24 protein-coding genes are annotated in these 22,322 nt (G+C 67.3%); 11 read left to right on the top strand and 13 right to left on the bottom strand.

Going from position 1 to position 22,322, the window contains the following annotated elements:
* Positions 1-22 precede the first annotated feature (22 nt).
* Positions 23-631, top strand: coding sequence for a GNAT family N-acetyltransferase (locus ACX40Y_RS10775; protein ID WP_459119562.1), 609 nt, complete (start codon positions 23-25; stop codon positions 629-631).
* On the opposite strand, the gene ACX40Y_RS10780 is transcribed toward ACX40Y_RS10775, so the two are convergent.
* Together ACX40Y_RS10780 and ACX40Y_RS10785 are read right to left on the bottom strand one after the other, a co-directional pair.
* Positions 586-1,347 (bottom strand): hypothetical protein, encoded by a 762-nt coding sequence (locus ACX40Y_RS10780; protein ID WP_459119563.1) that lies wholly within the window; start codon positions 1,345-1,347, stop codon positions 586-588. The genes ACX40Y_RS10775 and ACX40Y_RS10780 overlap by 46 nt on opposite strands.
* A complete protein-coding gene (locus ACX40Y_RS10785; RefSeq protein ID WP_459119564.1) occupies positions 1,344-2,174 on the bottom strand; it encodes a hypothetical protein in 831 nt (276 codons plus the stop codon). Before ACX40Y_RS10785 ends, ACX40Y_RS10780 begins: the two co-directional genes overlap by 4 nt.
* 59 nt (positions 2,175-2,233) lie before the next feature.
* On the opposite strand from ACX40Y_RS10785, the gene lipB reads away from it, so the two are divergent.
* From lipB to ACX40Y_RS10800, 3 genes are all read left to right on the top strand, one after another.
* Positions 2,234-2,917 (top strand): lipoyl(octanoyl) transferase LipB, encoded by a 684-nt coding sequence (gene lipB, locus ACX40Y_RS10790; RefSeq protein ID WP_459119565.1) that lies wholly within the window; start codon positions 2,234-2,236, stop codon positions 2,915-2,917.
* 102 nt (positions 2,918-3,019) lie between these two features.
* On the top strand, positions 3,020-3,244 hold the full coding sequence (locus ACX40Y_RS10795; protein ID WP_459119566.1) for a hypothetical protein: 225 nt from the start codon (positions 3,020-3,022) through the stop codon (positions 3,242-3,244).
* Between the two features lie 201 nt (positions 3,245-3,445).
* Complete coding sequence (locus ACX40Y_RS10800) at positions 3,446-4,129, top strand: hypothetical protein (protein ID WP_459119567.1); 684 nt, start codon at positions 3,446-3,448, stop codon at positions 4,127-4,129.
* 21 nt (positions 4,130-4,150) lie between these two features.
* Here the strand turns inward: ACX40Y_RS10800 and queE are convergent, their stop codons facing one another.
* From queE to hslO, 4 genes are all read right to left on the bottom strand, one after another.
* A complete protein-coding gene (queE, locus tag ACX40Y_RS10805; RefSeq protein WP_459119568.1) occupies positions 4,151-4,783 on the bottom strand; it encodes a 7-carboxy-7-deazaguanine synthase in 633 nt (210 codons plus the stop codon).
* A complete protein-coding gene (gene queC / locus ACX40Y_RS10810) occupies positions 4,780-5,463 on the bottom strand; it encodes a 7-cyano-7-deazaguanine synthase QueC (protein WP_459119569.1) in 684 nt (227 codons plus the stop codon). Before queC ends, queE begins: the two co-directional genes overlap by 4 nt.
* Positions 5,464-5,614: 151 nt before the next feature.
* Positions 5,615-6,019, bottom strand: a complete 405-nt coding sequence (locus ACX40Y_RS10815) for a DUF3617 domain-containing protein (protein WP_459119570.1) — start codon at positions 6,017-6,019, stop codon at positions 5,615-5,617.
* Positions 6,020-6,098: 79 nt separating this feature from the next.
* The gene (hslO, locus tag ACX40Y_RS10820; RefSeq protein ID WP_459119571.1) at positions 6,099-7,025 is read right to left on the bottom strand and encodes an Hsp33 family molecular chaperone HslO; all 927 of its coding nucleotides are present in this window, start codon (positions 7,023-7,025) and stop codon (positions 6,099-6,101) included.
* 293 nt (positions 7,026-7,318) lie between these two features.
* Here hslO and ACX40Y_RS10825 point away from each other — a divergent pair, with 293 nt between their 5' ends.
* From ACX40Y_RS10825 to ACX40Y_RS10835, 3 genes are all read left to right on the top strand, one after another.
* Positions 7,319-7,570, top strand: a complete 252-nt coding sequence (locus ACX40Y_RS10825; RefSeq protein ID WP_459119572.1) for a hypothetical protein — start codon at positions 7,319-7,321, stop codon at positions 7,568-7,570.
* A gap of 717 nt (positions 7,571-8,287) precedes the next feature.
* Positions 8,288-9,055 carry a hypothetical protein gene (locus ACX40Y_RS10830; RefSeq protein ID WP_459119573.1) on the top strand — a complete coding sequence of 256 codons (768 nt, stop codon included), beginning with the start codon at positions 8,288-8,290 and terminating at the stop codon, positions 9,053-9,055.
* A gap of 107 nt (positions 9,056-9,162) precedes the next feature.
* The gene (locus tag ACX40Y_RS10835) at positions 9,163-9,678 is read left to right on the top strand and encodes a DUF6265 family protein (RefSeq protein ID WP_459119574.1); all 516 of its coding nucleotides are present in this window, start codon (positions 9,163-9,165) and stop codon (positions 9,676-9,678) included.
* Between the two features lie 27 nt (positions 9,679-9,705).
* On the opposite strand, the gene argF is transcribed toward ACX40Y_RS10835, so the two are convergent.
* From argF to ACX40Y_RS10860, 5 genes are all read right to left on the bottom strand, one after another.
* The gene (argF, locus tag ACX40Y_RS10840; RefSeq protein WP_459119575.1) at positions 9,706-10,623 is read right to left on the bottom strand and encodes an ornithine carbamoyltransferase; all 918 of its coding nucleotides are present in this window, start codon (positions 10,621-10,623) and stop codon (positions 9,706-9,708) included.
* 145 nt (positions 10,624-10,768) lie between these two features.
* The gene (locus ACX40Y_RS10845; protein ID WP_459119576.1) at positions 10,769-11,959 is read right to left on the bottom strand and encodes an acetylornithine transaminase; all 1,191 of its coding nucleotides are present in this window, start codon (positions 11,957-11,959) and stop codon (positions 10,769-10,771) included.
* Between the two features lie 123 nt (positions 11,960-12,082).
* On the bottom strand, positions 12,083-13,492 hold the full coding sequence (locus tag ACX40Y_RS10850) for a patatin-like phospholipase family protein (protein WP_459119577.1): 1,410 nt from the start codon (positions 13,490-13,492) through the stop codon (positions 12,083-12,085).
* A gap of 69 nt (positions 13,493-13,561) precedes the next feature.
* Entirely contained in the window at positions 13,562-14,926 is a 1,365-nt protein-coding gene (locus ACX40Y_RS10855) for an HD-GYP domain-containing protein (RefSeq protein ID WP_459119578.1), read from the bottom strand.
* Between the two features lie 72 nt (positions 14,927-14,998).
* Positions 14,999-15,838, bottom strand: a complete 840-nt coding sequence (locus ACX40Y_RS10860; protein WP_459119579.1) for an ABC transporter permease — start codon at positions 15,836-15,838, stop codon at positions 14,999-15,001.
* 52 nt (positions 15,839-15,890) lie between these two features.
* Here ACX40Y_RS10860 and ACX40Y_RS10865 point away from each other — a divergent pair, with 52 nt between their 5' ends.
* Positions 15,891-16,601, top strand: coding sequence for a GcrA family cell cycle regulator (locus ACX40Y_RS10865; RefSeq protein WP_459119580.1), 711 nt, complete (start codon positions 15,891-15,893; stop codon positions 16,599-16,601).
* Positions 16,602-16,683: 82 nt separating this feature from the next.
* Here ACX40Y_RS10865 and ACX40Y_RS10870 read toward each other — a convergent pair whose 3' ends face one another.
* Both ACX40Y_RS10870 and ACX40Y_RS10875 read right to left on the bottom strand, forming a co-directional pair.
* The gene (locus ACX40Y_RS10870) at positions 16,684-17,250 is read right to left on the bottom strand and encodes an ankyrin repeat domain-containing protein (protein WP_459119581.1); all 567 of its coding nucleotides are present in this window, start codon (positions 17,248-17,250) and stop codon (positions 16,684-16,686) included.
* 64 nt (positions 17,251-17,314) lie between these two features.
* Entirely contained in the window at positions 17,315-18,961 is a 1,647-nt protein-coding gene (locus ACX40Y_RS10875) for a catalase (RefSeq protein WP_459119582.1), read from the bottom strand.
* Positions 18,962-19,141: 180 nt separating this feature from the next.
* Here ACX40Y_RS10875 and parE point away from each other — a divergent pair, with 180 nt between their 5' ends.
* The 3 genes from parE to ACX40Y_RS10890 all read left to right on the top strand — a co-directional run bounded on the left by parE (position 19,142) and on the right by ACX40Y_RS10890 (position 22,287).
* A complete protein-coding gene (parE, locus tag ACX40Y_RS10880; RefSeq protein WP_459119583.1) occupies positions 19,142-21,118 on the top strand; it encodes a DNA topoisomerase IV subunit B in 1,977 nt (658 codons plus the stop codon).
* 87 nt (positions 21,119-21,205) lie between these two features.
* Positions 21,206-21,724, top strand: coding sequence for an RNA polymerase sigma factor (locus tag ACX40Y_RS10885; protein WP_459119584.1), 519 nt, complete (start codon positions 21,206-21,208; stop codon positions 21,722-21,724).
* On the top strand, positions 21,721-22,287 hold the full coding sequence (locus ACX40Y_RS10890; RefSeq protein WP_459119585.1) for a hypothetical protein: 567 nt from the start codon (positions 21,721-21,723) through the stop codon (positions 22,285-22,287). The genes ACX40Y_RS10885 and ACX40Y_RS10890 overlap by 4 nt, the downstream gene beginning before the upstream one ends.
* The last annotated feature ends 35 nt before the right edge of the window (positions 22,288-22,322 follow it).

Genomic DNA, 22,322 nt, shown 5'->3' on the forward strand with positions numbered 1-22,322 from the left:
CATGGCCAGCTGGAGCTGAGCCTTGGGCCTGTTGCCGGTTGCCGACGATCAGATCGCGACGGTCGTCACCTCACTTGAGATGCGCGAACGCCCGCGGCCGCGCCCCCTGCCCGCGTCGCCGCTGCGTCTGGTCCGCTGGCCCGCGCCGTCGAGCGACAACTATCGAACGCTGTTCCGCCGCGTCGGCAGCCCCTGGCTGTGGTTTTCGCGACTGGTGATGCCCGACGAACGGCTTCGCGCGATTCTCGACGATGATCGGGTTGCCGTCCACGCCGTGCTCGATCGCGCGGGTGTCGAAATCGGGTTGCTCGAACTCGATTACCGCGTCGAGGCCACCTGCGAGCTATCGTTTCTCGCGCTGGTGCCCGAACTCACCGGTCAGGGGCATGGCAACTGGCTGATGGGCCAGGCACTCGCGCTGGGCTGGCGCCCCGGCATCACGCGCATGTGGGTGCATACCTGCACGCTCGACCATCCGGGCGCGCTGGGCTTTTACCGGCGACACGGTTTCGTGCCCTATCGGCGGACGATCGAGACGTTTGCCGATCCGCGGCTCGCCAGCGTGCTGCCGGCGGACGCCGCGCCTCACATCCCCTGCCTGCGCCCCTCGTCCGATTCGGTGGCGCGATAGGCAGCGACGCGCAGCAGCGCCAGCGCCGTCCAGACCAGCATCGCCACCGCGGCCAGCACGACAAAGGTGATCGCCTCGATCGCCGCGCCGCCGCCGACGGCCGCCGAGACCAGGCCGAGCAGGAGGCTCGCCACCGCCATCGCCGCGAAGCCCGCGACGAACACCAGCGCGCAGGCGCCGAGCAGCACCAGCCAGACGGTGCCGCCGCTGCGGGCCCAGCCCTGCTTCGCCGCCGCGATCAGCCCGGCCTGCGGATTCACCGCGAATGCCGGCGCCACCAGCCACGTCCGCGCGAAGAGGAACAAGCCCGGCAGCACGAACAGCGAAAAGCCCACCGAAAACAGCAGCCCCACCGCCAGTTCGATCAGCAAGAACGGGAACAGCCAACGCAGGCTGTGCGACAGCACGCCGCCCAGCGTCCGCCCCGAACCCTGGAAATACAGGTTGAGCAGCGCGAACAGGCCATAGTCCATCGCGAAATTGGCAATCGCCAGCGGCACCAGATTGCGCTGGCTGAACTGGCGATAGAAATCGTTGAGCGTCTGGCTCAGTTGGTCCGGCGGCACATCGAGCGGCGGCGCGCTCGTCGCGATCAACAGGATGATGCCGAGCAGCGGCAGGAACAGGAACACGCTGGCGACGCGCGTGACCAGCTGGCGCTCGGCACGCCAAAGCGCGCCAGCCTCGCCGAACAGCGCGGCAAAACCGATCCTCATGCGGCGAGCACCGCGTCCGGCGGCGGCACCTTCGCCGCGAGCGCGAGGTAGAGCTTGCCCTGGAACGCCGCCATCAGCACCATGAACGCCGCCTGCACCGCCGCCGTCACAATCGAGGTCAACACGCCCGCGAGCGAAAGACCGTCGCCATCATTGCCGACGACAAGCGCAAACACGCTTCCGAACACGGTGGAGGCCGCAAGCCTCGACACCGCGGCGACGACGACGAACAGGATAAGCACGCCCAGGATTCGCAGCGCATAGCCGCGGGTCAGGCGCCAGGCACGCGGGATCGCGCCCAGCATCGCGCCCTCGCGCAGGACCACGGCGTTCACCACCGCGAGCCGCGCCGCGGCCCAGAGAAGAACCGCCAGCACGCCGAGCGAGTAGATAGCGACGGTGATGCCGACGCTGCGATCGAGCGACACCGGCATGCCGTTCGACATCTGCGCGAGATCGACGCCTGAATACGCAAGGAAGATCGGCACCGGGATGGCGAGCACGGCCATTGCGACGCCGAGCACGAGCGTCACCAGCGTTGCGGGCAAGAGGCGAAGGCGGGCGAGATGCCCGGCCGTCTCTGCACGCGACGCGCCCGTCGACAGCGCGATCACCGCCAGCGAACCCCATAGCGTGACCAGCGCAAGCAGGATCTGCGCGATGCCGAGCGCGAGGCGGACGCCGCCCGACGCACCGGCCATCACCGTTTCCAGATTGGTGCCGATCGACGCCGGCGCGAAAAAGGCGAGCAGCGCCACGGGAAGCAGCAGCCCGGCATTGTCGCCCAGAAACTCGGCCGTCCTGTCCCAGACGGTTCCCATCTTCACCATGCGCCATCAGCCCCCGTCATGTTCGCGCCTGTTAGCGGCGGCGCGGGCACTTGCCAATGCTTGCGCATCGCCGCCGAAGCGCGCAATCGGCGGCGATGCAAAACGAAATCGAATGGCGGGTCGAGCCGCGGCCGGTCGATTATGGCGAGGCGCTGGCCAGCATGGAGGCGCGCGCCGCCGCGCTGACGCGGCACGAGGCGGGCGAACTGGTCTGGCTGCTCGAACACCCGCCGGTCTACACCGCCGGCACAAGCGCCGACCCGCTCGAGATGCTGGACCCGCGCTTCCCCGTCCACCGCACCGGGCGCGGCGGACGCTACACCTATCACGGCCCCGGCCAGCGCATCGGCTACCTTGTGCTCGATCTTCGCGAGCGCCGCCGCGACGTGCGCAACTATGTCCATGCCGTCGAAGGCTGGGTGATCGCCGCGCTCGCCGAATGCGGGATCGAGGCGTTCCGCGCGCCGGGGCGGATCGGCATCTGGACGCTTGACGGCGGCGTCGAGGCGAAGATCGGCGCGATCGGCGTGCGAATCCGGCAATGGGTGACGCTGCACGGCTTCGCAGTGAATCTGAATCCCGACCTGACGCACTTTTCCGGGATCGTTCCCTGCGGAATCGCCGACTTTCCGGTCACCAGCGCCGCCAGACTGGGCCATGACATCTCGGCAGATCGTTTCGATAACGCACTCGACGCCACATTTTTGCCATTTTTGGACGCTCTGGCTGGGCGGGGGTAAATTCGAGTCTTGAGGGCGCCCCCCGAACCGTCTAATGTCCATCACGGTTTGGGTATTAACGGCGTAACCGTCGTCCAAATCCACTATCTAGGGAGCTATTAAATGCGTGCAGTCCTTTCGAAGATCGTTGCAGGTTCGATGATCGCCGGTGCGGCCCTCCTGGCCTCGGCGTGCACCAGCAACGAGAGCACGAGCGTCAACAACACCACCGAAATCGTCGCTCCGGAGAACACCACCGACGCGATGGTCACCAATGTCGATGCCGGCGCTGAGAACGGCATGATGGACAACGGTGCGATGATGGAGAACACCACCAACGCGATGTAATCATCGCACTTTGGTGTGTTTCAAGAAGCCGTCCGGGTGACCGGGCGGCTTCTTTCGTTGCGGGCCTGCCATGCGCGGGCGACGATGCGATGCAGCGCCGCGACCACGATCTGCCGCAGATTCCGGGACTTGGTAAAAAAAGGCTTGGGCCGCGAATCGAAACGCCCTAACCAGCACCCATCAGGAAAAAATGAGGGCGGGATGCTCGTACGGCGTATTGGGTTTGGCATTGCCGCCGCAGGGGCGGCCCTTTGTGTTTCGGCGCCTGCTTCGGCGCAGTTCTTCCTCAAGCCGGTCGATCTGTCCGGCGCGCCGGTGACCGGCAGCGAACCCGGCATCATCGGCCCGGCATTGCCCGGCGCGACAGCGCAGGAACTTCGCGCGGCGATGATCTGGAATCTGCGGGCGGCGCTCAACGTCGCGGCGCTGCAATGCCAGTTCGAACCGACGCTGCTGACGCTCGAAAACTATAATGCGCTGCTCGACGATCACGCAGTCGATCTGCGAAATTCGTACGATACGCTCGAGAAATATTTCATAAGACTGGCGAAGAGCAAAAAGGCCGGCCAGACCGAACTCGATCGGTTCGGCACCCGCGTCTATTCCAGCTTCTCCACCGTCTCGGGGCAGCTTTCTTTCTGCCAGACCGCCGCCTCAATCGGCCGCGACGCGGTGTTCGCGCCGCCGGGCCGGCTCGGCGACATCGCCGCCGCCCGGCTTCGGGAGCTTCGTGCCAGCCTGGCCGCCTGGGGCGAGCAGCAGTTCCGGGTCCGTGCGATCACGATCCGCCTGCCCGCCGCCCGGCCGCTGCCGCCGTTCGGCAACGACAAATGCTGGCGGAAGGGCGAATATTACGCCCGGAAATGCGGCCCGCTGAAGGGCTGACGCCCCGGCGAGGTCCGGCGTTCAGCGCAGCCCCAGCATCTTGTGGGTCTGCAAGGTCAGCCGCCAGCGCGGCCGCGCCATCGCCAGGGCGATCGCAGCCCGCACATTCTGCTCGGCCGCCGCGTCGTCCATCGGCTGGATCAGGAAATGGTCGAACGCCCAATCCTCGATCGCCTCGATATCGGTGGCCGGCTGCGGCCAGACGAGCTTGAGCTCGTCGCCGCGCCGCTGGACCACCTCGCTGCCCGCCTTGGGGCTGATGCACACCCAGTCGATCCCCGGATGCACCGGCAGCGTGCCGTTGCTCTCGATCGCGATGCGGAAGCCCACGCCGTGCAGCGCATCGACCAGCGCGTCGTCCACCTGAAGCATCGGTTCGCCGCCGGTCAGCACGACGAAGCGCGCCGCCTGCCCCGGCCCCCATTCGGCCGCCACCGCCGCCGCCAGCGCGGCCGCATCGGCGAAGCGGCCGCCGCCGGCGCCGTCGGTCCCGACGAAATCGGTGTCGCAGAACCGGCAGACCGCGCTCGCCCGGTCCTGCTCGCGGCCCGACCATAGATTGCACCCGGCAAAGCGCACGAACACCGCCCTTGCACCGGCATTGACCCCCTCGCCCTGGAGCGTGAGGAACAGTTCCTTGACGGCGTAGCTCATGGTGCCGCGGCGTAGCCGGTCGGATCGGGCAGCCGGGCCTCCTCGAAGCCGCGGGCACGCAGCCGGCAGCTGTCGCACAGCCCGCAATGCTGGCCGTCGGGCGTGGGATCATAGCAGGACCAGCTCATCCCGGCATCGAGCCCCAGTCGGGCTGCCTCGCGGACGATATCGGCCTTGGTCATGTGCTGGAGAGGCGCGCGGATGCGGAACGGCGCCCCCTCCACCCCGACCTTGGTGGCGATCTCCGCCAGATGCTCGAACCCGGCGATGAATTCCGGCCGGCAATCGGGATAGCCCGAATAATCGAGCGCATTGACGCCGATATAGATATCCCGCGCGCCCGCCGCCTCGGCCCAGCCGAGCGCCAGGCTGAGGAAGATCGTGTTGCGCGCCGGCACATAGGTGACCGGAATGTCGTCGCCGACGCCGGACTTGGGCACGGCGATGTCGTCGGTCAGCGCCGATCCGCCAAAGGCACGCAGATCGAGCGGCAGCACCACATGCCGCTCGGCGCCGAGCGCGGCGGCGATGCGGGCGGCGGCGGCGAGTTCGATCTGGTGGCGCTGGTTATAGTCGATCGACAGCGCCAGCAGGCGGTGCCCGTCCTCACGGGCACGGGCGGCGGAGACCATCGAATCGAGACCGCCCGAAATCAGGGCGACAGCTAGGCTTTGAGTCATCGCGTCGACCTAGACCGATTTGGCCCAAAGCAAAATGGGCCGTCCCGGCGGAACGGCCCAGTTTATCGGGCAGGCTCGACATGTGAGGGAACGCCATGTCGCCCGAGCAGGGCCATGATAGCTCGGAATGGTTAACGAACGGTCGACGCGATCACGGGCAATTGCCGATGCGCCGCCCCTCGAGCTGCTCCGAAAACGGCGCGCCATCGGCCACGCCTTGCGTGTCGAGCGACACCAGCCGCGGCGTTTCCAGCGAGATCGTCGTGCGGCCATGGCCGTGGCCGGGGCAGACATAGCGGACCGTGGCGCCGCGTTCGGTGCTGTCGACCAGGAACTGCTGGCACTGATCGGGGCCGTGATAGATCTGCACCAGCAACTGCGGATCGCTGATGCACATCTCGCGCGTGTTGCCCTCGGCATCGCGGAACTGCCACTTGCCCTTTTCGACGCTCGCCAGCAGCGGCAGCGCCGGCCCGCGCTTCTGCGCGACCGCATTGCCCGCCATCACCAACAGCGCCGCGCCCGCCGCGACCCGCATCGCTCCAACCACCCTCATCGACCTACCCGTCAACCCGGCCGCGCGTCGCCGCGGCGGCACCATCGTTTCCATTCCATATTGTAGAGCGCAGCCGCGGTTACAACGCAGGCGGAACAAAATCCGCCAGCGCCACCGGGAACTGCTTCGAACAGAAGGCGCAGTCGACCTTGATCACACCGCCCTCATCGGCCATCGCCGCGCGCTCTTCCTCGGGGAACTTGGCGAGCACCTGCTGGATATAGTCCGCCCCGCAGCGGCAGCCGCGCGACAGATCATGCCCGGCGAGCATCCGCACCTCGCTCTCCTCGTTGAACAGCCGCCACACCAGCCCTTCCAGCGGGATCGCCGGATCGGCGAGTTCGTCCGCGCCCATGGTGCCGCCCAGCGCCTCGACATGCTGCCATTCGGGATGGTCGAGCCGCACGTGCAGCCGCTCGCGCCCCACTTCGCCCTCCGGCAGATGCTGAAGGAACAGGCCGCCGGCGATCACCTTGCCCGTCACCTTGTCCTTCTGCACGCCGAGGCGCACCAGCGTCGGGATCTGTTCCGACTGGAAGAAATAGCTTTGCGCCGCCTCGGCGATCGAGGCGCCTTCCAGCGGCACGATGCCCTGATAGCGTTCGTTGGTGAGCGCCTGATCGAACGTCACCGCCAGATAGCCGCCGTTGAACAGCGCGCTGAGCGACGGGTTCTTGCCAAGCTGGCTCAGCCGCTTGGCATCGAACTGCACATAGCCGCGCAGCTCGCCATTCTTGTAGTCGCACACCATCAGGCTGACGATGCCACGCTGGGTCTGCGCCTGCAGCGTCATCTGCCCCTCGGCATCCTTGAGCGTGCTGCCGAGCAGCGCGGTGAGGGTCAGCGCCTCGGCCAGCAGCTTCTCGATCGGCGCGGGATAGGCATGGGCCGAGAGGATCTCGTTCAGCACCGGCCCCAGCCGCGCGACGCGGCCGCGGACATGGCGCTCGGGAATGGCGAAGCCGGTCACGCGATCGAGATCGGCGGCGGGAACGGGATGGGTCACGGCAAGTCTCCGGCATTCGTTTGCGGCCGCGAGAAGTCGGGCTGACTCCGCGCGTTCGGACGAACGCATTGTCTGGGTTCGGATGCGTAAATAGGGGCTCGGCAGCGGGAAACAATGTCGGCCGCGGCGACGCACCGCGCGGCGCAAAGTTGCCAAAGTTCACACTCGTGGCGGTTTTCGCGCGGCTAAGTTCACACTGCCCGCTGGGGGGCGCTGGCAGCGACCGAGCTTTGTCCCATGTTGAGCGGCGTCAAAGGGTGGAAAGCCGACGAAACTTGCGTCACGATACCAGGATGAAGAATGGCTTCAGAAGCGGCGTAACGACGGGTGGCATAGCCGGCGCGATTGCAGCAGCGATCTGCCTATTTCTGATGCTGCCGGCGGTCGGTTTCGTTGGGTTCGTTACTGGCGGATGTGAAGGTGCCGAGGAGCCATGCCGCTCAAACGACTGGCCCTTTCTTTTGGCTGGGCTGATTGCGCTCGGCTTATCCTTCGGCTCGTTCGTCCTCGTCCGTCGGCTAGTCGATCAACAGACTCGTCACTGACTTCGCGCGCAGGACCGACGGCAGCAGCCCGACCAGCGGAGGACCAGCAGCTTCTAGGGTGGGCGTCGCCATGGCGGAGAATGGTGGTTATCTGCCGTTCCGATCCGAGGGACATCTAAAGCCGGAGGCGCCCGGCTTCGAGCAGATTAGATATTGCCCATCCGTGTCGCGAAATAATTTCAACGGTCGCGATTGATGCTCGGCCAGTTCGGTGTGTCGGAAATACCGCACCGGAATGACGCGCGCATCCACGTGGCCTCGAAGCACACGAGAAACGTGTAGCCTGGCGTTAAACCAACCATGACCTAGAAGATCGTCAGGATCGTTATTGGGCTCGAAATCTATATTTTCCAGATGACCGCGCACCAACAATTCTTCTGAAGAGCTAATAGTCTTGGTTGTCGCGCAGCCACAAACTGCGAGCGCCAAGATAGGCAGCACGATGCCTAGAAGCCGCCTGCTTACGAGATTATTAATGCAGCGCATGAGGTGGTATCGCCTTGTTCACAGATGACCGCAACTGGAACGGAAACAGTCAGAATCCTGCCGGCGTCCCCCCGCCCCACGCGAGCAGACGTAGCGAGGTTATCGACAAAGGCAAAGAGCGAGGCCCGTAAAGGACATGAGAACATATAGCGAACATTCGCCGATTTTTCAAGTCCTGGTCCGCCCGGCGGCACGGATCGCAACGATCGGCGTGCGCATCATCCTATAGGAATGAAGATGAAGCTCTCGCTCACCTCCTTCGCGGCCTTCACCGCTGCCGCGCAGCCGCGCAGCGCCGGCGCGACGACCACCGCCGCCACCACCGCACCGTCATCGAAGCAGGCGGTGATGGCCGCGCGCAAGCTGGCGGAGGCGAAGCAGGCGGTGGCGACGCTCGCTGCGGTCAAGACCGAGAGCAGCGACGCCGAAAAGGCCCGGGCCGCGCAAAAGGTGCGCGAGTTGCGGGCGCGGCTTCAGGCGCTGAAGATGCTCTATGCGGGCGATCCCAAGGCGCTTGCCAGAGCCGCCGCGCAGATCGCGCGCGAGCTTGCCGGGGCGGTGAAAAGCTATGTGAGCGCCGGCGGCAGTGCGATGGAATTGGGTGGCCTGGGCACCGGCGACACGGGCGGCGGCGCGGCGGCGGCCTCGCCCGAGGACGCAGCCGTCGAGGGCAGCCCGCAGGACGCCACCGAAGCCAGCGGCGATGACGATGCCGACGCGGACGGCGATGAGCGGGCCGAGGGGCAGACGCCCGGCGCCGCAACCCCGCAGGAAGAGAAGCGCGCGGCCGATGCGGCACGGGCAAAGGCCGATGACGAGTTCAGGAACGATGCCCGCGCGCTCGCCCGCGAACTGAAGGCGGCGCTGCGGCGCAAAGGCGGTCAGCCGCAGGACGACCGCGACCGCGACGCCGCCGAACAGGCGCTGGCCGCCGTCGACAAGACGCTGGGGGCGCTGCCGATCGCCGACCCCGTGGCAGGTGCGCTGGCTGGCATCTGACGACCTGCCGCCGGCAGCGGCGCCGCCCGAAACCTTCCGTGACAGACCGCAACGTTGACGGCGTTTCCGGCGCACGGCACGTTGCTGGCCAACAAGGGGGAATGCGAATGATCAGAGCCATTGTCGCGTCAGCCTTATGCCTGCTGGCGCTGCCGGCATCGGCGCAGCACACCCGCTCGGCGGCAGGCGAGTCACCGCCGCCGGCGACGATCGACGATCTTGCCTGGTTGGCGGGCAGTTGGGTCGGCACGGGCATGGGCAGTGCGGTGACCGAAACCTATTCGGCGCCGCTCGGCGGGCGGATCACCGGCCATTTCGCGATGGCCGACGACAAGGGCGGCGTCGCCTTTACCGAGATCGTCGATTATGTGCCGCAGGGTCGCTCGCTCGCCTATCGCGTGCGGCACTTCAATCCTGACATGACAGGCTGGGAGGACGCGACCGGCAAGCCGGTGGTGTTCCCGCTGGTCGCCGTAGAAAGGGATCGCTGGTTCTTCGACGGGATGACGCTGGAGCGCACCGGGCCTGACAAGATCACCATCTGGGTGCGGATGACCGAGAATGGCGCGACACAGGAACTGCCGTTCCGCCTCACCCGCGCGAAGCCGCCGGTCGATCGCTGAAGCGACGCGACCGGCGAACGGTTCTGGTTAGAGCTGCCCGAAGCACCAGCGCAGGACGGATTTCTGCGCGTGGAGGCGGTTTTCCGCCTCGGGCCAGATCAGCGACTGCGGGCCGTCGATCACCGCGTCGGTCACTTCCTCGCCGCGATGCGCGGGGAGGCAGTGGAGGAACTTCGCGTCGGGCTTGGCCGACGCCATCAGCGCCTCGTCGACCTGGAAGGGCATCATCGCCTTGAGCTTGGTGTCGGCATGGGCCTGGCCCATCGAGATCCAGGTATCGGTGACGATGATGTCGGCGCCCTCCACCGCTTCGCGCGCGGTGCCGACGACGCGTGCGCGGCCCTTGCCCCGCGCCACGTCCGCATCGCTCGGCTGATAGCCCTGCGGGCAGGCGGCGACGACGTCGAACTGCATCAGCCCGGCGGCCTCCATGATCGAGGCGAGGACATTGTTGCCGTCGCCCAGCCAGGCGACCTTCAGCCCCGGCAGCGCCTTGCCGCTTTCGAGTATGGTCAGCAGATCGGCCATGATCTGGCAGGGATGCGAGGCGTCGGTGAGGCCGTTGATGACCGGCACGGACGCGTGCGCCGCCATGTCGAGCACCTTCTGGTGATCGTCGGTGCGGATCATGATCGCGTCGACATAGCCGGAGAGCACGCGCGCGGTGTCGGCGATGCTCTCGCCGCGGCCGAGTTGCATCGAGCCGGCATCCATCACGATGCTGGTGCCGCCCAACTGGCGGATCGCCATGTCGAACGAGACGCGGGTGCGCGTCGAGTTCTTCTCGAAGATCATCGCCAGCGTGCGGCCGGCGAGCGGGGCGTCGGCGTCCGGCTTACCCTTGGGCCAGCCGGCACGGGCGGCTTTGCGGGCCATCGCGTCGTTCAGCATCGCCGCGATGGCATCGGGTCCGGCATCGGTGAGATCGATAAAGTGACGGGTCATCCTGAAATCCTCCCCGGAACGGGGAGGGGGACCATGCGCAGCATGGTGGAGGGGGTCCTCCACCAACGAGTCGCTTGCGGCGCGCCCCCTCCACCATTCGCTTCGCGAACGGTCCCCCTCCCCGTACCGGGGAGGATTGAATCAATCACGCACCAACCGAAAAGCTGCGCGCGCCGGCGCTCAGCTTTTCGATGCATTCGGCGATGTGGCTTTCCTCGATCACCAGCGGCGGCAGCACGCGGAACACATTCTCGCCCGCCGCGACCGTCAACAGCCCGTGGTTGTCGCGCAGATGGGCGACGAAGTCGCGGCTGACCGCCGGCTCCTTCATCTTGATGCCGAGCATCAGGCCCTTGCCGCGGATTTCCTCGAACAGATGGTCGTGGTTCGGGATCATCTGCTCGAAGCTTGCACGCAGCCGCTCGCCCATCTTGGTGACGTGCTCCAGGAAGCCGGGTTCCTCCATCACGTCGAGCACCGCCATGCCCGCCGCCATCGCCAGCGGGTTGCCGCCATAGGTGGAGCCGTGCGTGCCGGCGACCATGCCCTTGGCCGCTTCCTCGGTGGCGAGGCAGGCGCCAAGCGGGAAGCCGCCGCCGATGCCCTTGGCCGAGGTCATGATGTCGGGCGTGATGCCATAATGCTCATAGGCCCACATCTTGCCGGTCCGGCCATAGCCGCACTGAATCTCGTCGAGGATCAGCAGCAGGCCGTGCTCGTCCGCCGCCTTGCGCAGGCCCTGGATGAATTCCGGCGTGCCGGCGGTCATGCCGCCTTCGCCCTGCACGGTTTCGACCAGGAAGCCGGCGGTCTCGTCGTCGATCAGCGCGAGGGCCGCGTCGAGATCGTTGAACTTCGCATAGGCGAAGCCCGGCAGCAGCGGCTCGAACCCGTCGCGCATCTTGCCCTGATCGGTCGCCGAGATGGCGCCGAGCGAACGGCCGTGAAAGGCGTTCTTGAAGGTGATGAGCTTGTGCCGCCCAGGGTTGCCATTGGCAAAGTGATAGCGGCGCGCGGTCTTGATCGCGCACTCGATCGCCTCGACGCCCGAATTGGTGAAGAACACCGTGTCGGCAAAGCTGTGCTCGACGATGCGCTTCGCCAGCGCCTCGCCCTGGGGCGAGCCGTACAGGTTCGACACGTGCATCAGCGTGGCGGCCTGATCCTGGATCACCTTGGTCAGGTGCGGATGGCCGTGGCCCAGCGCGTTGACGGCGATGCCCGCGGCGAAATCGAGATAGCGTTCGCCTCGTTCGCCGATCAGGTAGCAGCCCTCCCCTCGCACCGGCCGCACACCGCACCGTGGATAGACGGGCATGAGCGGGGTGATGGTCATGGGAACGGTACCTCCTGAACAAACGAAAAGGGGATGAAACTCCAGAAACGCAAAAGGGCGACCCTTGCCCGGCCGCCCGATCGCGTCTCTACGGCCGCTTGGGGCCGCAGGTCAACCATGCCGTTAGTGCATGCCCGGCCCGGTGCGGGTAACGCTGTGGTTCCACTGCCCGATCGCCCCGCGCGAGCGGCCGTAATCGGCGGTGCAGGCCATGTACCACGGATAGAATTGCATCGGCTTGGCCTTGGCGTCGATCGCCTGCCACTGCGCACAGGTCTTGCCGTTGAACATATGCGCGTCGGGCGCCTCGCCGCCGGGGATATCGGCATTGCTGAGGAACGCCATGTCGAGCCCGCCCTTGATGAGTCCCAGATCCTCGACGCTCGCGGCCGAGAAGCGATAGACCTGCGTTTCCATCAGGTTCACCGCGCGCAGACCCGCGCTGACCGCAGACCAGCGCTGCATCGGCTGGCCATCGGCGCTCCAGCTGCCCACGTCCATCGTGGTGTTGACCATCAGCCAGACGCGCGCATTGCCGTTGCTGCCCGCACCCTTCAGCGCTGCCATCACCGGCTCCAGGAACATGCCGAATCGCGCGCCGCCATCCATGTACATCTGGGTGGCCTTATCGGTCTGGAGCGTGACCGGCGGGACGCCCGGCGGCACCGATGCCGATGCCAGCAGCGCATCGACATAACAGCCCTGGATCCGTTTCTGTTCGGCGGGCGAATCGGTGGAAAGCGTCCGCGCCGCCAGCTCGGTCATGTCGATGCCATAGCCTTCGCCGTCGTCGAGGTTGCTCACGCCGACGAACAGCTGGCGCTTCTGGTCGCGCCATTCGCGGCCCACCGCCTGAAGCGTGCCGACCGTCATGATCTTGAGCAGCCGCGCGCGCAGCGGGCCGAAGCTGGCCGACGATCCCTTGAGCAGCGCGCCCATCGCGGCGCCGCCGGCGCGCACCCGCATCAGATCGCCTTCCTTGTCGATCGAATAGGCGAGCAGCAGATCGCCGATGTTCGAAACGCCCGGCTTCGCCACCAGCCCGGTCTGGCCGTCCTGGCCGGACATCGGCCCGTCCACCCAGCTGTAATCGGTGCGATCGGCGGGGACCGGCTGGTTGGCGAGGAACAGCAGCGTGCTCTGGAGCGAGCCGGTGCTGACGCCGGTGACGATGTCCCAGCTGGGCAAGCTGCCCATGCCATAGAAGAAGCCCGCGCCGAACGCGCCATGCTGGCCGCCGCCGCTCAGCGCGAGGAACTGGTCGGACGACGCAGTGCCGCTGCCGCCATTCTCGCCGCCGAGCAGCGCGCGGTGCTGCCGGCGCGCCTGCAACAGCGCGCCCAGCCGCTGGCTCGCCGAATCGGGTGTCGCGGTAGCGCCGAGGCGAACCGGCGAATGGCCGAAGCGTGGGCCGACCGTCAGCGGCACGACCTGATAGTTGCAGCCGAGGATCGGCTTCGGGCGCGGCTGGCTACAGCCGGCGAGCGCCAGTCCTGCCGCCGCCACAGCGACGATCGATCGCAACCATTTCATATTGTGCCCCCATGATGACGTTCCCGGCTCCTGCCGGATTCACCATGCCATTTTGCCCTAAAACGATCTCTATTTGGTAACGATCTGGCAGAGCGCCGCGAAACAGTCGCCGTCGATCGCCTTGTCGACCTCGCCCGCCATCACCGCCAGCGCCTGTTCGACCGGCATCGCCGCGCGATAGGGACGGTCGGCGGTGAGCGCGTCGTAGAAATCGCACACGGTGATGATCCGCGCCTCGCGCGCGATCAGCATCGCATCGAGGCCGAGCGGATAGCCGCGACCGTCGAGCCGTTCGTGATGCGCGCCGGCGATCGCCGCCATGTCGCGCAGCGGGCGGATGCGGGAGAGGATCGCCGTGGTGTGCGCGGCGTGGCTGCGCATCTCCTCCCACTCCAGATCGTCGAGCTTGCCCGGTTTCTCCAGCACACGGCTGCTCACCGCCAGCTTGCCGACATCGTGGAGCATCGCGCTGCGCCGGAGCGTCCGCAGGTCCGCACCGCCGACGCCTAGCGCCGCGCCCAGCGACTGCGCATATCGGCCGACGCGCCCCGAATGGCCGCCGGTATAGGGGCTCTTGGCGTCGATCACCGCGCCGAAGGCGGCGGCGATATCGTCGAGATAATCCTCGTCGAGCGTTACGCGCCGCTCGGCCGGCTCGAAGGCTCGCACCCGCGATTCGAGCGCGGGGTGCGTCACCTCGTCCCAGAAGGCACGATCGCGGGCGAGCGTGCCGAACAGCTGCGCCAGCGCCGGTTCGAACCAGCTGCCCGATCGCGCCGCGACTTCCTCGATCGCCGCGTCCGGCCCGGCGGCGGCGTGGAACACGTCGGCGATCTGGGCGAGCAGCGCGAGCCGTGCCGCGAGCGGGATGGCATCGCCGCGCAGGCCCAGCGGCTTGCCGCCGCCGTCCCAATGCTCGTCGAGCGCGGCGATCGCCTGCGCCACCGGCTCGGGAAAGCGGAGCTGGCGGGCGATGTCGGCGCCGCGCGTGCAGCGCGTCTGGATCAGATCGGTGACGATGTTGCTGCCGTCGCGCAGGATGCCCAGGATCGCCCGCGCCCGCGCGCCCAGCGGCTGCCCCCGGCCGGTGCGGGTGAACACGAAGCGCAGCGTCGGCCCGATGCCGGTGCCGAGCAGCTTGTGCTCGTGCTTCACCTGGCGATCATCGGCCAGATACAGCTCGGCGATGCGCGCGGCGTTGCTGCTGCAGCCCAGATCCTTGAGCAGCGTCGCGTAATAGACGGTGCGGCGTTCCTCCGCCGGCAGGCCGAGCGCCACCGCCATCCGGCTCGCGATCCAGCAGGCGCGCAGCGAATGTCCCTCGGGCTGCCCCTCGGTCAGATCCAGCGCATAGGAGAAGGCGCCGAGGATCTCCGCGAGCGAGGTGGTGCCGTCGTCGACGGTATCGAACTGGCCGGCATCGTGATGGAGCATGAGCGTGCGCTTCCCGGTTGGAAGCGCCGCACTCTAATCGCGCGCGCTTAAGGCTTGGTTGCGATCAGCCGCTCAGCTTTTGATCTTCCAGCCACGGCGAAGCAGCCCATAGCAGAACAGGCCGAGCACCACGTCGATCGCCAGGATCACGAACGACCCCATCAGGATCGGCGAATCGGCGACCCCCAGAAAGCCGTAGCGAAAGCCCGAGATGATGTAGAAGAACGGGTTGAAATGGCTGATGACCTGGAACGTCGGCGCCAGCCGGTCGACCGAATAGAAGGTGCCGGACAGCAGCGTCAGCGGCGCGACGACGAAATTGGTCACCGCCGCCGCATGATCGAACTTCTCCGCCCAGATCGACGTCAGCACGCCCATCATCGCCAGCATCAGCGCGCCGAGCAGGCCGAACCACAGCACCGCCCACAGATGCTGCGGCGTCACCGGCACGCCCCACAGCGCCATCGCCACCCACACCATGCTGCCGACGCAGATCGCGCGCGTCACCGCGCCGCCGCATAGCGCGGTCAGCATCTCGCCGGTGGAAAGCGGCGGCATCAGATAATCGACGATCGTGCCCTGGATCTTGCCGACCAGCAGCGAAAAGCTGGCATTGGCGAAGGCACTGGTCAGCATGCCCGTCGAAACGATCAGGCCGGGCGCGAGGAAATCGGCGAACGGGATCGTCTGGCCACCGATATGCACCGGCGCGCGTCCGCCCAGCGCCGTGGTGAACACCACCAGATAGAGCAGCGTCTGGATCGCCGGCGCCCAGATCGTCTGGAGGTGGACCTTGAAGAAACGCCGCACCTCCTTGATATAGAGGCTGCGCAGACCTCCCCAGTTGACGTTGCGAATCACCGGAACGCCCGGCTCGGGAAGTGCTGTACCGATTTCGGGGTGGCTGCTCATGGCGCGATCGCGTACCCGCTGACGCCGCCGCCCGCAAGACGAAGGAACCGAAGTGAGCTGGACCGACGAGCGTATCGAGACGCTGAAGAAGATGTGGGACAGCGGCCTGACCGCAACCCAGATCGCCGAGGAACTGGGCGGCGTTTCGCGCAACGCCGTGATCGGCAAGGCGCACCGCCTGGGGCTTCAGTCGCGTCCGTCGCCGGTCAAGGCGAACGAGGCCAAGTCCGCGGCGGCATCGGCGCCCGAGCCGCGCCCGGCACCCGCCGCGCCGGCAGCACCCCGCGCGCCCGCCCAGCCGGCGCCGCGCGCTGCAGCGCCCGCGCCCGCCGCGCCGCCGCCGGTTCAGGCCGCGCCGCGTCCGGCAGCACCGGCGCCTGCCGCCGACGACGATGATTCGTCCGGCGCCGAAGCGCGGCCGGCAGCACCCGTGCTCCGTTCGGTCGGCCCGGGCGGCTTCGTTCGCCAGAATCCCGGCGATCAGGCGCCGCCCGCCACCCCCGCCCCGCCCCGTCGCCTGGTTCCGGCCAAGCCCAGCGAGGCGATTGCCGGCAAGACCTCGCTGCTCGATCTGAACGACAAGATCTGCAAATGGCCGCTCGGCCATCCCGGCGAGCCCGATTTCCACTTCTGCGGCGAGAAGGTGAACCCCGGCTTCCCTTACTGCGTCGAACATTGCGGCCATGCCTATCAGGCGCAGCTGCCGCGCCGCGATCGCCGCCCGCCGCCGCCGATGCCGTTCGGCGGTCCGCGCGTGCGCTGAGCCGCGCCGCGAGCAGACAAGGGGCCGGCACCGTTGGTGCTGGCCCCTTTTCATACGGCATGGAAGAGGTTTTCGGACCGCTTTAGCGCGGCGCGAGCCGGGCGGCGAGATCGGTATTGCCCTGCGCCGCCGCCACGCTTGCCGCAGTGCGGCCTGCGGCGTCGGCAAGCGCGGGATCGGCTCCGGCCGCCAGCAGCAGTTCCACCTGCCTGGTCCGGCCGAACAGCGCCGCCATCATCAGCGCGGTCTGCCCCGCCTTGTTGCGGACATTGACGTCGCAACCGGCCTTGAGCAGCCGTGCCGCGATCGCGTCATCGCCTTTGAAGGCGACCCCCATCTGCGCGGTATTGCCCTGCCCGCCATCGGCGAGGCACGGATCGGCGCCGGCGGCGATCAGCGCCTCCAGCGCCGCCGCCTGGCCGTTATAGGCCGCAAGGATCGCCGGGGTGAAACCGCGCCCGTCACGAGCATTGGGATCGGCCCCGAGCCGAACCAGCCCCGGCACCAGATCGGCCCGGCCGGCGCGCGCCGCTTCGAACAGCAGCGCCTGGCGGCGTTCGGGGGACGGCAGTTCGGCCGCGTTCTGGGCGGCGGCGAGCGGCGCGGCGAGCAGCGCCGCGCCGGCGAAGAGAAACAACAGGGAACGCATCGCGTGCTCCGATAATGCGAATGCCCGGGCCGGGACGTGCCGGCCCGGGTTTTTCGGGGGGATCTCAGTTTGCGGCGAGCTGTTCGGCATGTGCCGCGCGATATTCGGCGACCGCCTTTTCCACCTCGGCCATCGGGACGTTCACGGCCTTGGCCAGCCGCGTGCCATAGTCCTTGTCGGCCTGGTAGAAATAGCTGACCATGATCGTCCGCGTGCGCGGCGACACAACCTTGCCCAGATCGCCCGACAGGTTCTTGATCAGATCCGCTTTCTCCGCCGCCGGCAGCGCGCGATAGAAGACGCCTGCCTGGGCGAAGTTGTTGGTCTTGGCGATGGGCTTGGCCGCGACGGCCGCGTCGATCGCATAGGCCGAGGCACCTGCTTCAGCCGGCGTGGTCTTGGGCGCCAGCGCCGCAGGGAAATAGTTCACGCGCGAGCTGCGGGCAGAGCCGTTGAGCTGGCCATCCTGGCTGTTGTTCACCACCGTCACGCGTGGGCGGTTGACCGGCAGCGCCAGCGCATTGGCCCCGATCCGGTAGCGCTGGGTATCGGCATAGCTGAACAGCCGGCCCTGCAGCATCCGATCGGGCGAAGGCTCAATGCCCGGCACCATGTTCGACGGCGCGAAGGCAGACTGTTCGGTCCATTCGAAGAAGTTGTCCGGCACCTTGTTCAGCGTCATCTCGCCGATCTTGCGGAACGGCACGCCCAGCCATTCCTTGGTGTCGTCGAACGGATTATAGTCGAGCTTGGCGAAATCCTCCGGCCGCATCACCTGCACCATCAGGTCCCAGCTGGGATAATTGCCCTTGGCGATCTCGGTGTAGAGATCATGGGTTTGGTAATCGAATGCCTGCGCGCCGGCCTGCGACGCGGTCAGGTTGTGCACGCCCTGGTGGCTGATCCACCGGAACTTGGCGAACACCGTCTCGCCCTTGGCATTGACCAGCTTGAAGGCGTGGACGCCGTTGCCGTCCATCGTCCGGTACGAAGCCGGGGTGCCCAGGTTCGAATAGAGCTGGGTCAGCATGTTGGTCGATTCGGGGGTGGCCGAGAAGAAGTCGAAGAAGCGATTCGGATCCTGCCGGTTGGTGACGGGATCGGGCTTCAGCGAGTGCACCATATCCGGGAACTGCATCGCATCGCGAATGAAGAAGATCGGCAGATTGTTACCCACCAGATCCCAGTTGCCCTGGTCAGTATAGAATTTGGTGGCGAAGCCGCGCGGATCGCGGAGCCATTCGGGGCTGTCCTTGCCGTGGATCACGCTGGAGAAGCGCACGAATACCGGGGTTTCCTTGCCCGGCTGGAACAACGACGCCTTGGTGAGATCGGAGATGTCGGCGGTGGCGCGGAACACGCCGTGCGCGCCGGTGCCGCGGGCGTGGACGACGCGCTCGGGCATGCGCTCGCGATCGAAACGGGCAAGCTTTTCGATCAGATAGGAATCCTCGAGCAGCACCGGGCCGAGATCGCCCGCCGCCTTGGAATTGCGGTTGTCGCCCACCGGCGCGCCATTGTCGCGGGTCAGCACCGGCGCGGCGCCGGATTCCGCCTGGATGGGGGTATCGGCCTGGGCGCTCACGGGCGCCGGGCCGGTGGTCATGCGGCTGGACACCTGGGTATCGGTCTGCGCGGCGGCGGCGGCGGGCACGAGCGCGCCGCCGAGCAACGCGGCCATCGCCGCGCCGCTCCGAGTGGAACGAAGCATGAGGAAACTCCCTTTTTGTCGGCGCCGGCGCGCCTCCGCGCCGCATCGCTCTTCTACATCTATGAAACCGCAATGATACGAAGGTGAAACGCAAAGACGCGTTCACAGAAATCGATCGGACCGCTCACTGCCGGCGCCCGCGCCTTGCGCGGCAGCCCCCACGCCCCCTATACGTTCCGCATGTCCGAAGACCTTTTCGCCGCACCCGGCACGCCCTCAGGCACCTATGACGCCTCGTCGATCGAGGTTCTTGAGGGCCTGGAGCCGGTGCGCCGCCGCCCGGGCATGTATATCGGCGGCACCGACGAGCGCGCGCTCCACCATCTCGCCGCCGAAATCCTCGACAATGCGATGGACGAAGCGGTCGCGGGGCACGCCAACCGCATCGAGGTGACGCTCGCCGCGCCCAACCGCATCACCATCGTCGACAATGGCCGCGGCATGCCGGTCGACCCGCACCCGCGCTTCCCCGACAAGTCGGCGCTCGAGGTGATTCTCTCGATGCTCCACTCAGGCGGCAAATTCTCGGGCAAGGCCTATGCCACCTCGGGCGGCCTGCACGGCGTCGGCATCTCGGTGGTCAACGCGCTGTCGGTGGACACGGTGGTCGAGGTGGCGCGCGACAAGCAGCTCTATCGCCAGCGCTTCAGCCAGGGCCAGACGCTCGGCCCGCTGGAGAAGATCGGCGGCACCCCCAACCGGCGCGGCACCAGCGTCGCCTTCACGCCCGACCCCGAAATCTTCGGCGAGATGCTGTTCAAGCCCGCGCGGCTGTACAAGCTCGCCCGCTCCAAGGCCTATCTGTTCGCGGGCGTCGAGATCCGCTGGAAGTGCGATCCGTCGCTGATCACCGACGATACGCCCGCCGAGGCCGTATTCCAGTTCCCCGGCGGCCTCGCCGACCATCTGAAGGAGCAGGTCGGCACGCGCGAATGCGCCACCGCCGATTTCTTCGCGGGTACCCAGGAATTCCCCGAATCGCAGGGTCGTGTCGAGTGGGCGGTCGCCTGGCCGCTGTGGAGCGACGGCAGCTATAGCTGGTACTGCAACACCATCCCGACCCCCGATGGCGGCACCCACGAGCAGGGCCTGCGCCAGGCGCTGGTGCGCAGCCTCCGCAGCTTCGCCGACCTGGTCGGCAACAAGAAGGCCAAGGATCTCAACCCCGACGACGTCGTCACCGGCTCCGAAGTGATGCTGTCGGTATTCATCCGCGAGCCGCAGTTCCAGAGCCAGACCAAGGACCGCCTGACCAGCCCCGAGGCGACCGCGCTCGTCGAAAAGGCGGTGCGCGACCATTTCGACCATTTCCTCACCGACAATATGGAGCGCGGCAAGGCGCTGCTCGGCTATGTACTCGAGCGGATGGACGACCGCCTGCGCCGCAAGCAGGAGCGCGAGGTCAAGCGCAAGTCGGCGACGAGCGGCCGCAAGCTGCGCCTGCCCGGCAAGCTGACCGACTGTTCGGCCGACAGCCCCGAGGGGACCGAGCTGTTCATCGTCGAGGGCGATTCGGCCGGTGGCTCGGCCAAGCAGGCGCGCGACCGCAAGACGCAGGCGATCCTGCCGATCCGCGGCAAGATCCTCAACGTCGCCAGCGCGACCTCGGCCAAGATCCTGGCGAACCAGGAAATCGCCGACCTGATCCAGGCGCTCGGCTGCGGCACCCGCAAGGACTGCGACGCCGCCCAGTTGCGCTACGAGCGCATCATCATCATGACCGACGCCGATGTCGACGGCGCGCACATCGCGACGCTCTTGATGACCTTCTTCTTCCAGGAGATGCCGGACTTGGTGCGCAAGGGGCATCTCTATCTCGCCCAGCCGCCGCTCTACCGCCTGACGGTGGGCTCGAAGAGTCTCTATGCCCGCGACGATGCGCACCGGGTGCAGATCGAGTCCAAGGAGTTCAAGGGCAAGAAGGTCGAGGTCAGCCGGTTCAAGGGGCTCGGCGAGATGAACCCGAACCAGCTCAAGGAAACCACCATGGACCCCGCCACCCGCAGCCTGCTGCGGGTGACGCTGCCGCAGGAATATGAGGAGCGTGCGGGGGTGAAGGACCTGGTCGACCGGCTGATGGGCAGCAACCCGGCGCACCGCTTCGCCTTCATCCAGGAAAATGCCGCGCGGCTCGACGACGAGGTGATCGACGCCTGACGCCCGCCCGTCATTTTCCTGCCCTTCGCGCGTAAGGTTTCGCGCGCGCCGCCGACTAATGGCTGGACGAAGGGAGCGGCGACGCGGATGGACCAGCCACTGAGACAGGACGCGCTGTATCGCGAGGCGGGCGCTGCACATGCGCCGGCGATCGCCCGGCTGGCGCGCGCGGTGGAGGCCGATGCCGATCTCGCGCGCGATCTGGAACAGGAAATCCACCTCGCCCTGTGGCGCAGCTTCGACAGGTTCGACGGGCGCTGCTCGATCGCCACCTGGGTCTGGCGCGTCGCGCACAATGTCGCCGCCGCCCATGCCCGCAGCGGTGCGCGCGGCGGGCGGCTGGTCGCGCTCGAAGCGGCCGAGGCGCTGCTCGATCGCGACGACCCCGAAAGCGCGGTGGGCGACGCACAGCTGATGGCGCGGCTGCGCCTGCTGATCCGCCAGCTCCAGCCGCCCGATCGCCAGGTCATCCTGCTCTATCTCGAAGGCCTGTCGAGCGCCGAGATCGGCGAGGTTACCGGCCTCGCGGTCGGCACCGTCTCGGTCAAGGTTCACCGCATCAAGGCGCTGCTTGCGCGCCGTTTCCAGCCGGAGCAACGGCCATGAACGATCGGATTTCCTCGCTGTGGCGCGACGACGCCTGCGATGCCCGGCCACCCGATCCGGCGGCGATGGCAGCGGCCGAGGCCCGGCTGCGCCGCCGCGTCCGCCGCCGCGATGCGATCGAATATGTCGCCGGCGGAATCGGCGCCGCGACATTCGTCTGGATCGGGTGGTCGGCGCCGGAACCGCTGCTGCGGCTGGCGTGCGGCATGATCGTGATCGGCACGGCGTTCACGCTGTGGAACCTGTGGCGGCGCCGACCAAAGGCGCCCGATCCGGGCCTGACCAGCGCTGCCTTCTATCGGATGCAGCTGGTTGCGCAGCGCGAGGCGCTGGCGAGCGTCTGGCGCTGGTATCTGGCGCCGGTCGTGCCCGGCATGCTGCTCTTTCTTCTCGCCACCGGCGAGGTGATCGGCCGGACGCTGCCGCTGCGCCACGTGCTCTTCGCGCTCGCCACGGCGGGGCTTCCGGCCGTCGCGGTCTTCGTCGGCATTCATTTGCTCAACCGTCGTGCCGCGCGCCGCGTGCAATCGGCGATCGACGCGCTCGACCGGAGCATGGACTGACCCGGCTGGCACCGCTGCCGCCAACGCATTACGCT

Source organism: Sphingomonas sp. RS6, from assembly GCF_054489705.1.

Bases quoted from the DNA above. Each gene is read 5' to 3' on its own strand.
- ACX40Y_RS10780 (WP_459119563.1), bottom strand. From the start codon at position 1,347: ATGAGGATCGGTTTTGCCGCGCTGTTCGGCGAGGCTGGCGCGCTTTGG.
- lipB (WP_459119565.1), top strand. From the start codon at position 2,234: ATGCTTGCGCATCGCCGCCGAAGCGCGCAATCGGCGGCGATGCAAAAC.
- ACX40Y_RS10795 (WP_459119566.1), top strand. From the start codon at position 3,020: ATGCGTGCAGTCCTTTCGAAGATCGTTGCAGGTTCGATGATCGCCGGT.
- ACX40Y_RS10800 (WP_459119567.1), top strand. From the start codon at position 3,446: ATGCTCGTACGGCGTATTGGGTTTGGCATTGCCGCCGCAGGGGCGGCC.
- queE (WP_459119568.1), bottom strand. From the start codon at position 4,783: ATGAGCTACGCCGTCAAGGAACTGTTCCTCACGCTCCAGGGCGAGGGG.
- queC (WP_459119569.1), bottom strand. From the start codon at position 5,463: ATGACTCAAAGCCTAGCTGTCGCCCTGATTTCGGGCGGTCTCGATTCG.
- ACX40Y_RS10815 (WP_459119570.1), bottom strand. From the start codon at position 6,019: ATGAGGGTGGTTGGAGCGATGCGGGTCGCGGCGGGCGCGGCGCTGTTG.
- ACX40Y_RS10825 (WP_459119572.1), top strand. From the start codon at position 7,319: ATGAAGAATGGCTTCAGAAGCGGCGTAACGACGGGTGGCATAGCCGGC.
- ACX40Y_RS10830 (WP_459119573.1), top strand. From the start codon at position 8,288: ATGAAGATGAAGCTCTCGCTCACCTCCTTCGCGGCCTTCACCGCTGCC.
- ACX40Y_RS10835 (WP_459119574.1), top strand. From the start codon at position 9,163: ATGATCAGAGCCATTGTCGCGTCAGCCTTATGCCTGCTGGCGCTGCCG.
- argF (WP_459119575.1), bottom strand. From the start codon at position 10,623: ATGACCCGTCACTTTATCGATCTCACCGATGCCGGACCCGATGCCATC.
- ACX40Y_RS10845 (WP_459119576.1), bottom strand. From the start codon at position 11,959: ATGACCATCACCCCGCTCATGCCCGTCTATCCACGGTGCGGTGTGCGG.
- ACX40Y_RS10850 (WP_459119577.1), bottom strand. From the start codon at position 13,492: ATGAAATGGTTGCGATCGATCGTCGCTGTGGCGGCGGCAGGACTGGCG.
- ACX40Y_RS10855 (WP_459119578.1), bottom strand. From the start codon at position 14,926: ATGCTCCATCACGATGCCGGCCAGTTCGATACCGTCGACGACGGCACC.
- ACX40Y_RS10860 (WP_459119579.1), bottom strand. From the start codon at position 15,838: ATGAGCAGCCACCCCGAAATCGGTACAGCACTTCCCGAGCCGGGCGTT.
- ACX40Y_RS10870 (WP_459119581.1), bottom strand. From the start codon at position 17,250: ATGCGTTCCCTGTTGTTTCTCTTCGCCGGCGCGGCGCTGCTCGCCGCG.
- ACX40Y_RS10875 (WP_459119582.1), bottom strand. From the start codon at position 18,961: ATGCTTCGTTCCACTCGGAGCGGCGCGGCGATGGCCGCGTTGCTCGGC.
- parE (WP_459119583.1), top strand. From the start codon at position 19,142: ATGTCCGAAGACCTTTTCGCCGCACCCGGCACGCCCTCAGGCACCTAT.
- ACX40Y_RS10885 (WP_459119584.1), top strand. From the start codon at position 21,206: ATGGACCAGCCACTGAGACAGGACGCGCTGTATCGCGAGGCGGGCGCT.
- ACX40Y_RS10890 (WP_459119585.1), top strand. From the start codon at position 21,721: ATGAACGATCGGATTTCCTCGCTGTGGCGCGACGACGCCTGCGATGCC.